Annotated in this window: 15 protein-coding genes; 9 read left to right on the top strand and 6 right to left on the bottom strand. The window is 42.3% G+C overall.

From position 1 onward, the window contains the following. Positions 1-3: 3 nt before the first annotated feature. Complete coding sequence (locus tag ABN702_RS14690; protein WP_417897551.1) at positions 4-516, bottom strand: MerR family transcriptional regulator; 513 nt, start codon at positions 514-516, stop codon at positions 4-6. Between the two features lie 289 nt (positions 517-805). Between ABN702_RS14690 and ABN702_RS14685 the strand changes: the two genes are divergently transcribed. The 4 genes from ABN702_RS14685 to wrbA all read left to right on the top strand — a co-directional run bounded on the left by ABN702_RS14685 (position 806) and on the right by wrbA (position 5,206). After that, complete coding sequence (locus tag ABN702_RS14685; RefSeq protein WP_417897550.1) at positions 806-2,107, top strand: helix-turn-helix domain-containing protein; 1,302 nt, start codon at positions 806-808, stop codon at positions 2,105-2,107. A gap of 12 nt (positions 2,108-2,119) precedes the next feature. After that, positions 2,120-2,284, top strand: a complete 165-nt coding sequence (locus ABN702_RS14680; RefSeq protein ID WP_417897549.1) for a hypothetical protein — start codon at positions 2,120-2,122, stop codon at positions 2,282-2,284. 198 nt (positions 2,285-2,482) lie between these two features. Continuing rightward, a complete protein-coding gene (locus ABN702_RS14675) occupies positions 2,483-4,405 on the top strand; it encodes a S8 family serine peptidase (RefSeq protein ID WP_417897548.1) in 1,923 nt (640 codons plus the stop codon). A gap of 186 nt (positions 4,406-4,591) precedes the next feature. Further along, positions 4,592-5,206 (top strand): NAD(P)H:quinone oxidoreductase, encoded by a 615-nt coding sequence (gene wrbA, locus ABN702_RS14670; RefSeq protein ID WP_417897547.1) that lies wholly within the window; start codon positions 4,592-4,594, stop codon positions 5,204-5,206. 51 nt (positions 5,207-5,257) lie between these two features. On the opposite strand, the gene ABN702_RS14665 is transcribed toward wrbA, so the two are convergent. Beyond that, positions 5,258-5,584, bottom strand: a complete 327-nt coding sequence (locus ABN702_RS14665) for a hypothetical protein (protein WP_417897546.1) — start codon at positions 5,582-5,584, stop codon at positions 5,258-5,260. A gap of 170 nt (positions 5,585-5,754) precedes the next feature. Here ABN702_RS14665 and ABN702_RS14660 point away from each other — a divergent pair, with 170 nt between their 5' ends. Next, the gene (locus ABN702_RS14660) at positions 5,755-6,537 is read left to right on the top strand and encodes an aldo/keto reductase (RefSeq protein WP_417900923.1); all 783 of its coding nucleotides are present in this window, start codon (positions 5,755-5,757) and stop codon (positions 6,535-6,537) included. A 230-nt stretch (positions 6,538-6,767) separates the two neighbouring features. Here the strand turns inward: ABN702_RS14660 and ABN702_RS14655 are convergent, their stop codons facing one another. Next, positions 6,768-7,580, bottom strand: a complete 813-nt coding sequence (locus ABN702_RS14655; protein ID WP_417897545.1) for a FixH family protein — start codon at positions 7,578-7,580, stop codon at positions 6,768-6,770. Positions 7,581-7,729: 149 nt separating this feature from the next. On the opposite strand from ABN702_RS14655, the gene ABN702_RS14650 reads away from it, so the two are divergent. After that, complete coding sequence (locus ABN702_RS14650; RefSeq protein WP_417897544.1) at positions 7,730-8,149, top strand: GNAT family N-acetyltransferase; 420 nt, start codon at positions 7,730-7,732, stop codon at positions 8,147-8,149. A 10-nt stretch (positions 8,150-8,159) separates the two neighbouring features. On the opposite strand, the gene ABN702_RS14645 is transcribed toward ABN702_RS14650, so the two are convergent. Continuing rightward, on the bottom strand, positions 8,160-9,053 hold the full coding sequence (locus ABN702_RS14645) for an RluA family pseudouridine synthase (RefSeq protein ID WP_417897543.1): 894 nt from the start codon (positions 9,051-9,053) through the stop codon (positions 8,160-8,162). 154 nt (positions 9,054-9,207) lie between these two features. On the opposite strand from ABN702_RS14645, the gene ABN702_RS14640 reads away from it, so the two are divergent. Next, positions 9,208-9,621, top strand: coding sequence for a DUF5365 family protein (locus ABN702_RS14640; protein ID WP_417897542.1), 414 nt, complete (start codon positions 9,208-9,210; stop codon positions 9,619-9,621). 21 nt (positions 9,622-9,642) lie between these two features. Here the strand turns inward: ABN702_RS14640 and ABN702_RS14635 are convergent, their stop codons facing one another. Together ABN702_RS14635 and ABN702_RS14630 are read right to left on the bottom strand one after the other, a co-directional pair. After that, positions 9,643-10,125 (bottom strand): thioredoxin family protein, encoded by a 483-nt coding sequence (locus ABN702_RS14635; RefSeq protein ID WP_417897541.1) that lies wholly within the window; start codon positions 10,123-10,125, stop codon positions 9,643-9,645. Between the two features lie 2 nt (positions 10,126-10,127). Next, positions 10,128-10,562: a disulfide oxidoreductase gene (locus ABN702_RS14630; protein ID WP_417897540.1), complete on the bottom strand. Its 435-nt coding sequence runs from the start codon at positions 10,560-10,562 to the stop codon at positions 10,128-10,130. A gap of 243 nt (positions 10,563-10,805) precedes the next feature. On the opposite strand from ABN702_RS14630, the gene ABN702_RS14625 reads away from it, so the two are divergent. Then, complete coding sequence (locus tag ABN702_RS14625) at positions 10,806-12,488, top strand: glycoside hydrolase family 13 protein (protein WP_417897539.1); 1,683 nt, start codon at positions 10,806-10,808, stop codon at positions 12,486-12,488. A 248-nt stretch (positions 12,489-12,736) separates the two neighbouring features. Beyond that, complete coding sequence (locus tag ABN702_RS14620; protein ID WP_386637147.1) at positions 12,737-14,236, top strand: GNAT family N-acetyltransferase; 1,500 nt, start codon at positions 12,737-12,739, stop codon at positions 14,234-14,236. The last annotated feature ends 32 nt before the right edge of the window (positions 14,237-14,268 follow it).

The raw sequence follows: 14,268 nt of genomic DNA, 5'->3' as shown, positions 1-14,268 counted from the left end.
TCCCTAAAGCCCAAAAATGGAGCGGAACATCCCGCGCCGTTTGGTTTTAACGGGTTGGTCAAAAATAAGGGGCGGTTCGTATTTCTTTACACTCGGAGTCTGCAGGGTAAGGATGATTTCCTCTAATTCCCCGACTCTTTTCGTGAGATCTTCAATTTCCTTTCGTTGTTGGAGCAATTGGTAGGATACCACCTCGTCCGCTTTTTGGTCTAACAATCGTTCTACTCTATTTATTCTGTCATATAGAAGTTCCATTTTCTGCTCCTTTGGCTCATTGGGCTGTTGGATGATGGATGTAGGTTCTTTAATTGGAGGGGGAGACTCATATTCATCCAGTGACCCTGCAACTTCTGAACTGGCTTTCAAGGTTTCCAACAAGAGAATAGCTTTCTGATCATATACATAGTGACCATAATCATTTTTGCTGCAAGGGATTTTGTATTTCTGTACCCATTTTCGGATGGTTCTTGGAGCCATCCCCAACTCTTTTGCAACTTCATGTGTTTTTAATTCCATGTAACATCCCTCCCTTACACAACACTATTAAACATTCAATGAAGAAATCCTTTATAGTAGACAAAACTAGTTACCGTTCGTCAAATATAGTGTAAAAATAACAAGGGTTAAGTATATGTGGGAGAATGGGGAAATATTCCCATTAAAAATATGCCTAGAAAACTATAAATAATGGTTACTAAATGGAATTAAGCCTTTTATAATAAAGAAGAGACAGTTTTTAGTTACATAGACTCACCTTTAGTAATCTGAATATTAAGAATATAGATATTGCGGAGGAATGGTCCATATGATTAAGATCGATCAACAATCTGCCAAAACAACCAAAATGGATATCGGTAGTAAGCTGAAGTTTTTTCGCATCCAGCGCAATTTAAAGCAAGAGGATTTGGCCAAGGGAATCATTTCGGTGTCCTATCTTTCTAAAATAGAAAACAATTTGACCTCCCCAAGTGAGGAAGTATTACAGCTGTTATGTGAGAGGCTTGGAGTCAGTCTGATCGAGCAACAGGACGAGACCATCCTTGGTGAGCTGATGGCCTGGTACAAATTGATGGTCACTAGCAACAGCGACGAAATAAAGCTGCGCTACGAGCAGCTCTCCTTGAAAATTCAGTCTGTCAATACAAAAACATACATGTATTTCATTCTATTTGAACTCCGGTACTATCTTTATCTGCGGGACTTGGAACAGGCCAAGGTGCTAATCGATAAGCTGGTACAGTTCCATGATATTTTTGACTTGCAGATGCATTATTATTTTAAAAAGTTCTATGCGATTTTTAGCTACAGGCAGAACAATTATTCTGAAGCACTGGAGCATCTGAAAGCAGCCGAAAAATTGCTGCAGCGGAGCACCAATTTTGAAAGCGCGGAGGAGGCCGACCTCTATTATCTTTTTGGCCTCACATACAGCCAGACGACAAAAGTCCCCTTGAGCATCACACATACTACGAAGGCGCTGCTTATCTTTCAGGCAATCTATGATTTGAAAAGAAGTGCTGAATGTCAGGTGCTACTCGGGATCTGTTATCGCAGAATCGGTGAATATGACCGGTCCGAGGAAAGCTACCTATTGGCACAGAAGCTTTCCGAATCCTTGAATAATACGTATCTACAGGCACTAATCTATCACAATCTAGGGAAATTGTACTCCATTCGGAAGCATCACACGCAAGCAATTGAAGAGTTTGAGAAGAGCTATTATCTGAAAGAGGGCAGAAACCTCGAAAGTAAGTTGGATTCTATCTATTGCCTTTTGATAGAGTATGACCATCTGGGAGATGCCGAACAGTGCAGAAAATGGCTTCATCTGGGGAAATCCCTGATGCAAGATCCAGAGGAACACATCGAGCATCATTATTATTTCACCATTTTCGAATTTATCCTAGAGGGAAATTATGATGATTTGGACACATTTTTCTTGGAAGTGGCGCTCCCTTTTTTCCAGCAGCATGACTTTAAGGAGCCTATTATAAAATATGCGGAAAAACTCGCTATCTACTTTGAGTCCTGCTATAAGTACAAAAAAGCGAGCTACTTCTATTCTTTGTGTTACCAGGAGTTAAAGAAGCAAACATTTTTATACTAAGGAGAGGGTCAGATGAAAAAATTGTTACTTGTTTTCCTGATGGTTGGTTTCATTTTCTCTAATGGTCAAGATGATATTGCCTCACAGACTACCCAGAAAGCTGTGGTGGTTGTGGGAGCTCCGGATTTGGTTTCCCCATTGAAGGATGAGCATCCGGATCCGCTTCCGAACGGTTGATTCATTTCAGAGCACACGTAAGTCCCTTATGGGATCTTGCGTGTGTTTTTTATTTTTGGCAGTGCTTTTCCATTGGGAAAGTAGGGCGGAAAAAAGCCTAACAGTATGCCTTTTAAGTCTGAATTTTCCCAATATAAAGTATTCTTTTTGTGTGCTAAATTAAGGGGGAGTTACGAATTGAGAGGAGTGGGGTTCAGGATGAGAAAGAAGAAAAAGGTGTTTTTATCTGTTTTATCAGCTGCAGCGATTTTGTCGACTGTTGCGTTAAGTAATCCATCTGCAGGTGGTGCAAGGAATTTTGATCTGGATTTCAAAGGAATTCAGACAACAACTGATGCTAAAGGTTTCTCCAAGCAGGGGCAGACTGGTGCTGCTGCATTTCTGGTGGAATCTGAAAATGTGAAACTTCCAAAAGGTTTGCAGAAGAAGCTTGAAACAGTCCCGGCAAATAATAAACTCCATATTGTCCAATTTAATGGACCAATTCTAGAAGAAACAAAACAGCAGCTAGAAAAAACAGGGGCAAAGATTCTCGACTACATACCTGATTATGCTTACATTGTCGAGTATGAGGGCGATGTTAAGTCAGCAACAAGCACCATTGAGCACGTGGAATCCGTGGAGCCTTACTTGCCGATATACAGAATAGATCCCCAGCTTTTCACAAAAGGGGCATCAGAGCTTGTAAAAGCAGTGGCGCTTGATACAAAGCAGAAAAATAAAGAGGTGCAATTAAGAGGCATCGAGCAAATCGCTCAATTCGCAACCAGCAATGATGTGCTTTATATTACGGCAAAGCCTGAGTATAAGGTGATGAATGATGTTGCGCGTGGAATTGTCAAAGCGGATGTGGCTCAGAGCAGCTACGGGTTGTATGGACAAGGACAGATCGTAGCAGTTGCCGATACAGGGCTTGATACTGGGAAAAACGACAGTACGATGCATGAAGCCTTCCGTGGTAAGATTACGGCATTATATGCCCTAGGCCGCACGAATAATGCCAATGATACACACGGTCATGGTACACATGTGGCAGGCTCTGTATTAGGAAACGGCTCCACTAATAAGGGAATGGCACCTCAGGCGAATCTAGTCTTCCAATCTATCATGGATAGCGGTGGAGGACTTGGAGGTCTACCTTCCAATCTGCAAACCTTATTCAGCCAAGCATACAGTGCAGGAGCCAGAATTCATACAAACTCATGGGGTGCAGCAGTGAATGGGGCTTACACGACAGATTCCAGAAATGTGGATGACTATGTACGCAAAAATGATATGACGATCCTTTTCGCTGCCGGGAATGAAGGGCCGAACGGCGGAACCATCAGTGCACCAGGTACTGCTAAAAATGCGATAACAGTCGGCGCTACGGAAAACCTCCGTCCAAGCTTCGGGTCCTATGCGGATAACATCAACCATGTGGCACAGTTCTCTTCCCGTGGACCGACGAAGGATGGACGTATCAAGCCGGATGTCATGGCACCGGGAACGTTCATTTTATCAGCAAGATCGTCACTTGCACCGGATTCCTCCTTCTGGGCGAACCATGACAGCAAATATGCATACATGGGTGGAACTTCCATGGCTACACCGATTGTTGCAGGAAATGTAGCACAGCTTCGTGAGCATTTTGTAAAAAATAGAGGCATCACACCAAAGCCATCTTTATTAAAAGCGGCACTGATTGCTGGTGCGGCTGACATCGGCCTTGGCTACCCGAACGGAAACCAAGGATGGGGCCGAGTGACATTGGATAAATCCCTGAACGTTGCCTATGTGAACGAGTCCAGTTCTCTATCAACCAGCCAAAAAGCGACGTACTCGTTTACTGCTACTGCCGGCAAGCCGTTGAAGATTTCCCTGGTATGGTCTGATGCTCCAGCGAGCACAACTGCTTCCGTAACGCTAGTAAATGATTTGGATCTTGTCATTACAGCTCCAAATGGCACCCAATATGTAGGAAATGACTTTACTGCGCCATACAATAATAACTGGGATGGCCGCAATAACGTTGAAAATGTATTTATCAATGCGCCGCAAAGCGGGACGTATACGGTAGAGGTACAGGCTTACAACGTACCTGTTGGACCACAGAACTTCTCGTTGGCAATTGTAAACTAATAGATTAGTAGACAAAGAACCGCTGGTAATTGCCGGCGGTTTTTTGTTGGGTGTATTCGCAGCCATCTTTACGAAAAGTGCCATTTTGTTTGAAATCAAGATAAGAGGGTAGAGGGACTATATAGGTAAATCTTTGAAGTTGAATGAGGATGTAGCATTTTTTTACGAAAAGGAGAGGTTGTTTTTATGAGTAATGATGTGAAATTGGCAATCATCTATTATAGTTCAACAGGGACAAACTACAAATTGGCCAAAACAGCGGAAGAAGCGGCGAAGGAAACAGGGGCTGAAGTTAAGCTTGTAAAGGTTCCTGAGCTGGCACCGGAAGAAGCGATAAATGGAAACCCAGCTTGGAAGGCGCATTTGGAGGAGACGAAGGATGTTCCTACTGCGAGCCTGGATGATCTGGTATGGGCGGATGCGTACATTTTTAGTGTTCCAACAAGGTATGGAACTGTTCCGTCGCAAATGAAGCAGTTCCTGGATACAACAGGTGGGCTATGGTCGGAAGGCAAGCTTACAAATAAGGTGGTCAGCGCGATGACATCTGCGAGCAATCCCCACGGTGGCCAGGAGCAGACCATATTGTCCCTATATACGACAATGTTCCATTGGGGAGCAATTGTAGCGGCACCGGGTTATACGGATGACTCCATTTTTGCTGCAGGCGGGAACCCATATGGAACGAGTGTAACAGCAGATCAGGAAGGAAAATGGAAGGAAGATGTGACAGCAGCAGTAAAGCATCAGGCTAAACGTACCATCCAGATTGCGGGTGCTGTGAAGAATGGAATGAAGTAACAAAGGACAAAAAACTCATCACCCAGCTTTAGATACGCTGGGTGATGAGTTTTATTTATTTTTAGCTTGAAATTGCCTGATCAGATAAGTTCGCCTTACAATAAGATACGATATAAGGACTGTTACACAGAACATCATGACTATCAGGTTGAATAGCATCCCGCCGAGGTAAAGGAGTCCATCTACTCTTATGGTCAGGTAGTACCATATACTGGTGGTCACAAACCAGGCAGCAACCACAAAGGAGAGGCTTATTACAGTGTGGAACAGAAATGCTCCCTTTTTCAGAACCATCTGTGAGACATAAAGGTAACTGATCATTGTAGAAGAGACAATCACCAACACATTCAAGAGCATCAGGTAGTCATACATCTCCATCGAAAACTCCTTTTTTCTATCTATATCCTGGGACAAAAAGAAGTGTGAATCCGAGCATAAAATTTGCATCTTACCTGTAATCGGTCATAATGAATTTATTAATGAATAGGAGGCTGATTCCTTTGGTAAATGGTTTAACTTCAACAACGACTTTACATAATGGGGTGGAAATGCCCTGGTTTGGATTAGGTGTATTCAAGGTGGAAGAGGGGCAGGAAGTGGAAAGCTCCGTGAAAATGGCAATTCAAGCGGGCTACCGCAGCATCGATACGGCAGCCATCTATAAAAATGAAGATGGTGTGGGCAAGGCGATCAAAGAAGCAGGCGTTCCTCGTGAAGAATTATTCATCACGACAAAGGTATGGAATGCCGATCAAGGATATGAATCCACTCTTGCTGCATTTGAGGCAAGCATGGAGAAGCTTGGCTTGGAGTATCTGGATTTATATCTAGTTCACTGGCCGGTAAAAGGCAAGTACGTCGACACTTGGAGAGCATTGGAAAAGCTTTATGCGGATGGAAAAGTTAGGGCAATCGGCGTAAGCAATTTCCACATCCATCATCTTCAGGACATTTTGAATGTGGCAGAAGTGAAGCCGATGGTGAATCAGGTGGAATATCACCCTAAACTATCTCAAGTTGAATTGCTTAACTTCTGTAAAGAGAATGGTATCCAAATGGAAGCGTGGTCTCCGCTTATGCAGGGTGAGCTGCTTCAAAACGAAGTGCTGATGGAGCTTGCAGAGAAATACAACAAGTCTGTTGCACAGATCATCCTTCGCTGGGACCTGCAGAATGGTGTCGTTACCATTCCTAAGTCTGTAAAAGAGCACCGTATCAAGGAAAATGCCGATATCTTCGACTTTGAAATCACGGATGAGGATATGCAGAAGATTCATGCGTTAAATGAAAACAAACGTGTTGGTCCAGATCCGGATAATTTTGATTTTTAATTTACAAAAAGGCTCTTTTCTTAAAGTTTATTGCTTTACGCCCGTAAAAAATCGGCACTTGGATTTTTTACAGCTTTTCTCCCCATATTATTCAAAGTGAAAAAGAATCTACTACACAGAAAAGAGCACGAAGACTAGTAATATAACGTGTTTACTTTGAATACGTCAAAAGCAACAATTTATGCGAAAACAGCCAAAAAAAGGATGACCCCTCGAGGTCATCCTTTTTGTTACTCCACTTCAAGCTCTTCCAATTGATGCTCATGAAGCTCGTCTTTCTCTACATGGATCTGGATATGATGCATGCCCTTTTCCTTGAAGGTGGTTTTCGCTTCATATACACCTTCAGTGACTTCATTGGCATCGATATATTCATGATTTTCGGCATCCACATGCCACACTTCAAAGCGAACGGTAGCATCCTTTAGAGCTGCATTGTCTTTTTTCAATTCTGTGGACAAAGTCACTTCTTCGTTTACCTTTACCGCTTCTTTATTATTAAGTGTCATCATTAATGTTGCATCGTGTTCGTGCTCATGACTTTCATGGTTTGAATGAGTTTCCCCATCATGGCTGCCTTCGTGATTGGAATGCTCTGAACCATGGTCATGACCGGATTCCTCTTTAGTGGCAGGATCAGGATTTCCAACGGTCATCTCTACTCGCGGCATGACATGCATGTCTCTTGCAGTTGTATGTGCCACGACAAAGTAGAAGCCTTCTTCTTCAAATGTCTTCGTAAAGGAATAGATGCCGGAACCGTCATTTTTCCCTTCAATCATTTCGTGGTCCTTTTCCTGTCCTTGTTTCCATACTTCAAAGGTTACTTCGTTTGCGTCCTCGACTTTTTCCTCGCCTTGGGTAACGAGCGCTTCGATTTTCACTTCTTCATTCGGTTCAATTTTTTCAGGAAGAAGTACTTCCACTTCCACCATTTCCGGAAGTTTGTCTCCATCCCCTTTGGTGCTGTCTGAATTATTGTTTCCGCAAGCTGTTAACAGAAGAACAGCAAATATGCTTAAGAATAATGATAATTTTTTCATCGTTAACTCTCCTTTATCTATATGCATTCATTATATCTATAAAAATAACGCCCAGAATCGAAAAAAAGATCAATCTTGTGAATTTTTAAGGTACTATAGTGTTAATTGCCAAACGAAAGATTATTTATACATAGGAGAGTGTGAGTAGAATGATCAAGCATCTTCAGAAAAAAGAAGAATTACTTCAGGGGTACCATGTGTTAAAGGAACTGCGAACACATCTAACAGAAGAAACTTTCTTTGATATGTACGAAAAGATGAAACAGGAGGGATATGAAATCCATGCCTGTTATGAGGGGGAGGAAGTCAAGGCTGTCACCGGCATCATCCCTCTGACAAACTATTATGACGGCTATCATATTTATGTGTATGATCTGGTGACAGCAAGTCATGCCAGATCCAAGGGGTACGGTGAAAAGCTATTGTCACATATCGAAACGCTGGCAGTAGAAAAAGGCTGCCAGACGGTTACGCTATCTTCCGGACTGCAACGCAAGGATGCCCATCGTTTTTATGTTGAAAAAATGGAATATGATAAAACGAGCTATGTATTTAAAAAAGAGCTGTAGCAGAAGTATGCTACAGCTCTTTCCATTCACCTGAAAGGGTAAATGGGGCAAAATCAGTCGGAATCGGTGCTTCAACCGTGATGGAACCACCTTGAAACGGATGGGGGACAGTTAACTTCCAGGCATGCAAACTGTGACGGGTATGTTTGCTTTTCGCTCTATACAAAGTGTCCCCGAAGAGCGGGTGGCCGAGGCTGCTCATATGGACGCGTATCTGGTGTGTCCTGCCGGTATCAAGGGTGAGTTGCACCAGTGTAAGTTTTTCTTTCACAAATTTCTTTAGCACTTTAAAATGAGTAACCGCTTTTTGGCCGCTTGGTGAAATCCTCCGGCGGGAAGCGTGGTGTCGGTCTTTACCGATTGCTTTATCGATGGTGCCCGCAGAACTGGACATAAGACCCTCAACAAGGGCAACATAAGTTCTTTTTATTTTCCTTGCCTCAAGCTCCCTATCTAAAATGGCTCCACTTAAGCTATGCTTCGCAAAAAGGATGGCTCCACTAGTATCCTTGTCCAGACGATGGATATGACGGACTTTTGACTGTATCCCATTTTCCACGAAATAGTTAGCAACACCATTAGAAAGAGAATTCTGATCGGTTTCAGAGGAGGGATGTGTTTCCATATCAGCAGCCTTATTGACAATCAACAGATGTTCATCCTCATACAGAACAGAAATGTCCATGGTGTTTGGAACAGGACTTACTTCTTCGGAAAATACAGGAAGTATGATCGTATCTCCGGTCTGTAACGGCTGTGTCCAATTGGGAATTCCTCCATTTACGAGTACCTTTTTCGACATGCGCAATTCATGAAGCAGCCCCTTTGGCACCCCTACTAAATCCTTTAGATAGTCCTGTAAGGAAGGGGGATTCTCCGTATGGACAGTTAACTGTATTTTCATAGGTAAAACTCCTTTAAATAAATAGAAGGGATGTCCTTCTTTTTGTCGTATCAAGTCTAGTGATTCCATTAACTACCTACGCAATATAACATGTATTTATGTTACTCTTTTGTTATAGAGATTATAGAGAAGTTACAAAGGTGGGTTTTAATTCGTGAAAGTAGTTTATGCATCTACCCCAGAGCAGGAGGACCATATTGGGGAACTGGTCCAGCACCTCTTAACGAACATTCTTCCATATTATTTCACAGATAAAGAGATAGAAAACCTTGAGAGTCAGTTATCCCTCCATACAGGTGCCGTCCATGACACATTTACCGTTTATAATGGAACACTGAAAGAAGCTTTTCATATCATTTCCTGTCTACAGGCAATCATTGCGGTAATCGAGACAATCCAAGATGAGGGCATCAAGCTGAAACACCGTGAACTATATACGAGGAATGTCAACATGTTAAGGGATTTCGGATTTTCCTTTCCATTTGCCATTGAGCAGTTTACACAACAAACAAAAAATCCCACGATGCTCAGCAAGTTCATTCGAGCATCCAACCAATTCCTAGTGTAACAAAAAAGAACTACGGGCGTATTATTCGCCCGTAGTTTCTTTTACTTCTTCCAGCCAATCAGAGAATACAGTTTCATCTTGGTGATAGTTTTCCAGTCGGCTTACCTCTTTGCCGTCTTCAAAGTGGATAAGTGTCGGTGTAGAGTGGATATTAAAGTCATCCCAGCCTTGTTCGAATTCAAGCAGGTTGTACATTTCTAGGTCAATTTCCATCTCTTCCGCCATCGGAACGACTACTGGGCTGGTTTTCATACACGCAGGACAATCTGATTTATAGAAATAGATAGTTGCTGATTCTTCATTATCCAGCTTTTCCTCCAATTCTTCTGGAAGAATGATATTTTGATACAATGGGTCATCCAATTGTTCTTGAGTAGCTGGGTATATCTTGGCTTTCCCAAACGGATTGCCTTCAGACTGCTGTTTCTGCTGGATATTTGTAATGGCGGCTAGTGCAATAAAGATAGCGACAATAACAGATACGATAACTACAATTTTCTTCAAGATTATTTTCCTTCCTTTACGTTCAATTTTTTAACCATGAATAGGATGATCGTGATAAGAATAAAACCGATAAGTGCCAAAAATGGGATGGTGATGAAGCTTAACCAGTTGATATACTGTCCTGTACATGGCACGACGCCACAAGACACTGAGTTTTCCCCGATAAAATCCACTTTTTGTACAAGATAGTGGTAGAAGGAGATCGCCCCGCCAAGAATGGATAACGGAAGTAAATAGGTTGCAATTCCTGCATCTTTTTTTACAGCAGCTATTCCAAGAATCACGACAAGCGGATACATGAGAATACGCTGGTACCAGCAAAGCTCACAAGGTATGTATAGTAGTATTTCGGAAAAATACAAGCTTCCCAATGTTGCAACTAAAGCGACAACGGAAGCTGCCAATAAAAGATTTTCAATTTTTTTGGAGTGATCCACTTTTTTCTCGCCTCATTTATCTTGGTTTCATATATCTTGGATTCTTGTTTAAAATTATAGTACTTGTCCATCAGCTTTGCAAAGCTAATCCATCATTTTACCTGTGAACATTTCATGACAGGTTGGAAGTGTACTGGATGCAGAAAAAAGAAAGCGGTTTCCAATGGAAAAGGAATCTTGTACAATAGGTTATGGAATCGATTTCATTCGTATAAGACTAATAGGGTAAAAGGAGACGGAGCAATGACACGCCAATGGTGGAAAGAAGCAGTTGTGTATCAAATATATCCTCGCAGCTTTAATGATTCGAACGGAGATGGAGTAGGGGATATCAGGGGAATCATAGAAAAACTGGATTATCTGAAGGAATTGGGTGTTGATGTGGTGTGGCTATCGCCTGTCTATCAATCCCCAAATGATGATAATGGCTATGATATCAGTGATTATAGAACAATCATGGATGAATTCGGAACGATGGCAGATTGGGAAGAAATGCTGGCTGAAATGCATAAAAGAGACATGAAGCTGATCATGGACCTTGTGGTGAACCATAGTTCAGACGAGCATGACTGGTTTAAGGAAGCTAAAAAGTCCAAAGACAATCCTTATCGTGACTATTACATCTGGAGACCTGGAAAGGGAGTACGGGAGCCTAACAATTGGGAAGCGACTTTTGGCGGTTCTGTATGGGAATACGACGAGACGACCGAGGAATATTTTCTCCACTTATTCTCTAAAAAACAGCCAGACCTGAACTGGGAAAATCCAAAACTTCGCCAAGAAGTATACGATCTAATGAAATTCTGGCTTGATAAAGGGATTGATGGCTTCCGGATGGATGTCATCAACTTCATCTCCAAAGTAGACGGCTTGCCGGATGGGGAAAATCCTGAAGGGGAAAAATATGTGTCCGGCCACCAATATTTCATGAACGGCCCTCGTATCCATGAGTTTCTTCAGGAGATGAACAATGAGGTTCTATCCCATTATGACATTATGACAGTGGGAGAAATGCCTGGTGTATCCCCTGAAGAAGGGAAGCTTTACACTGGAGAAGAACGTAAAGAGCTTAACATGGTATTCCAATTTGAGCATATGGACCTCGATACACAGCCTGGTAAAAATAAATGGCACCTCAAACCGCTTGATTTAAGGGATTTGAAGAAATCTCTTGGCAAATGGCAGTCCGAGCTCGAGGATGGCGGATGGAACAGCCTATACTGGAATAACCACGATCAGCCACGAATCGTTTCCCGCTGGGGAGAGGATAAGGAATATCGTGTCACTTCAGCCAAAATGCTTGCAACAACCCTGCATATGATGAAGGGCACCCCTTATATCTATCAGGGGGAAGAGATTGGAATGACCAATGTCCGTTTTGAGACAATCGAGGAATACAAGGATATTGAAACGTTGAACATGTATAAGGAACGTGTGCTTGAAAACGGGGAAAATGTGGACGATATCATGACATCGATTTATACAAAAGGCCGTGATAATGCGAGAACCCCTATTCAGTGGGATGATACTGCCAACGCCGGCTTTACAGAAGGTACACCATGGATCAAAGTGAACCCGAACTATAAGGAAGTCAACGCCCAGAAAGCACTGGAAGACCCGGATTCCATTTTTCATTACTATAAAAAGCTGATAGAACTTCGCAAGAAGCATGAGATTATCGTTTACGGGTCTTTTGACATGCTCTATGAAGACCATCCAGAAGTATTTGCCTATATTAGAACATTAAACGACGAAACTTTATTGGTTGTAACAAATTTCTCAGGAAATATTCACCGTTTTAAATGGGAGCATCCAACAAATTTCGAGGAAAAGGAACTACTAATCAGCAATTATGATGTGAAAGATGAGGATGTAAAAGAATTTACTCTACACCCTTGGGAAGCACGAGTATATAAGTTGACATAATAATGAAGACCGGCAGCAGGTTTAAATCAGCAGCCGGTCTTTTTTAGTGCTTATTGTTTCAAATTGCGTGTTCATTATGCAAAACTAGAAGAGGAAGTGTTTTGTATTTATGAAATTGGGGAATAAGTAATATTGGGTAATTCTCCTTTTTTTACTGAAAAAGCCCAATATGAAATCCATTTATTTAGCACAATTATGAGGAGATGGTGTTTTTGTCTAAAATCGACTTGTCTAAATTCGAGAAAAAAATGATTATTAGAAATATAGAAATGAAAGACATAGATGATATTATTGCCCTGCAGCATTTATGTTTTCCAGGCATGGATCCTTGGAAAAGAGAGCAGCTGGAAAGTCATTTGATCATGTTTCCGGAAGGGCAGCTATGTGCGGAGTATGATGGGGAAATCATCGGTTCCTGCTCAAGCCTGCTTATCAACTTTGATGAGTATGATGATCGACATACATGGGATGATATTACCGACGAAGGATACATAACGAATCATAATCCAGATGGCTACAACCTCTACGGAATTGAAGTGATGGTGCATCCAGGCTTCCGGAGAATGAAGGTCGGACATCGTCTTTATGAAGCAAGAAAAGATTTGGCGAGAAGGCTGAACCTGAAGAGTATCATTATCGGCGGAAGAATTCCAAACTATCATAAGCATGCAGACGAAATGTCGCCACGCGAATACGTCCGCCAGGTGATGCGCCACAAAATCTATGATCCGGTGCTTTCGTTCCAGCTCTTGAATGAATTTACACTAATGAGGATCAATCCAGGCTATCTCCCGGATGATCTCGCTTCCAATAAATACGCAACATTGATGGAATGGAACAATGTGGAGTATATCCCGCAAACGAAGCGTCATTTTAAAACTTCCTTCCCTGTCCGGGTCTGTGTGGTTCAATATATGATGAAGCCGATCAGTTCATTTGAAGAGTTCGCTACCCAAGTGGAATACTATACGGATGTGGCTTCTGATGCAGGAGCAGATTTTGCTGTCTTCCCGGAAATATTCACGACCCAGCTGATGAGCTTTTTGAATGAAAGATCACCAAGTAAAGCCGTTCAGCGTCTGACGGAATATACCGAAGACTATATCCAGCTTTTCACCGATTTGGCTGTAAAATATAACGTCAATATCATCGGCGGTTCTCATTTCGTCGAGGAGGATGATAAAGTATTCAATATTGCCTATCTTTTCCGTCGTGATGGGACGATCGAGAAACAGTATAAAATCCATATCACACCAAATGAAAGAAAGTGGTGGGGAATCAGTCGCGGTGACACTGTGAAGGTATTCGATACGGATTGCGGTAAGATTGCAATACAAATCTGCTATGACATCGAATTTCCGGAGCTTGCCCGTATTGCTACTGAAAAAGGGGCAAATATCATCTTCTGTCCATTCAACACAGAGGACAGACAAGGCTATCTTCGCGTTCGATACTGTGCACAGGCACGTGCCGTTGAAAATCAGATCTATACAGTCATTGCCGGAACATGTGGAAACTTGCCACAGGTAGAAAACATGGACATCCAATATTCCCAGTCCGCCATTTTTGCCCCATCCGATTTTGAATTTGCCCGTGACGGAATTGTCGGCGAGTGCAACCCAAATATCGAAATGGTGATCATCGGGGATGTGGATCTCGAAATCCTGCGCCGCCAGCGCCAGTCAGGAACAGTGCGTCAGTTGAAGGACAGACGGCGTGATGTGTATGAAATTAAATATAAAAAGTAAAAAAGCTCTTTTCGTAAAGTTTGTTGCTCCTG

Origin of the sequence: Bacillus haimaensis (assembly GCF_048270625.1) — a bacterium.
In the GTDB taxonomy this organism is placed as follows: domain Bacteria; phylum Bacillota; class Bacilli; order Bacillales; family Bacillaceae_I; genus Sutcliffiella_A; species Sutcliffiella_A haimaensis.
Note: the sequence above shows the minus strand (reverse complement) of the source record. Positions and strands in the feature narration are given on the sequence as shown.

What these genes read in the sequence shown, in the direction of transcription:
- ABN702_RS14690 (WP_417897551.1), bottom strand. Translation starts at nt 516, where the DNA reads ATGGAATTAAAAACACATGAAGTTGCAAAAGAGTTGGGGATGGCTCCA.
- ABN702_RS14685 (WP_417897550.1), top strand. Translation starts at nt 806, where the DNA reads ATGATTAAGATCGATCAACAATCTGCCAAAACAACCAAAATGGATATC.
- ABN702_RS14680 (WP_417897549.1), top strand. Translation starts at nt 2,120, where the DNA reads ATGAAAAAATTGTTACTTGTTTTCCTGATGGTTGGTTTCATTTTCTCT.
- ABN702_RS14675 (WP_417897548.1), top strand. Translation starts at nt 2,483, where the DNA reads ATGAGAAAGAAGAAAAAGGTGTTTTTATCTGTTTTATCAGCTGCAGCG.
- wrbA (WP_417897547.1), top strand. Translation starts at nt 4,592, where the DNA reads ATGAGTAATGATGTGAAATTGGCAATCATCTATTATAGTTCAACAGGG.
- ABN702_RS14665 (WP_417897546.1), bottom strand. Translation starts at nt 5,584, where the DNA reads ATGGAGATGTATGACTACCTGATGCTCTTGAATGTGTTGGTGATTGTC.
- ABN702_RS14660 (WP_417900923.1), top strand. Translation starts at nt 5,755, where the DNA reads ATGCCCTGGTTTGGATTAGGTGTATTCAAGGTGGAAGAGGGGCAGGAA.
- ABN702_RS14655 (WP_417897545.1), bottom strand. Translation starts at nt 7,580, where the DNA reads ATGAAAAAATTATCATTATTCTTAAGCATATTTGCTGTTCTTCTGTTA.
- ABN702_RS14650 (WP_417897544.1), top strand. Translation starts at nt 7,730, where the DNA reads ATGATCAAGCATCTTCAGAAAAAAGAAGAATTACTTCAGGGGTACCAT.
- ABN702_RS14645 (WP_417897543.1), bottom strand. Translation starts at nt 9,053, where the DNA reads ATGAAAATACAGTTAACTGTCCATACGGAGAATCCCCCTTCCTTACAG.
- ABN702_RS14625 (WP_417897539.1), top strand. Translation starts at nt 10,806, where the DNA reads ATGACACGCCAATGGTGGAAAGAAGCAGTTGTGTATCAAATATATCCT.
- ABN702_RS14620 (WP_386637147.1), top strand. Translation starts at nt 12,737, where the DNA reads ATGATTATTAGAAATATAGAAATGAAAGACATAGATGATATTATTGCC.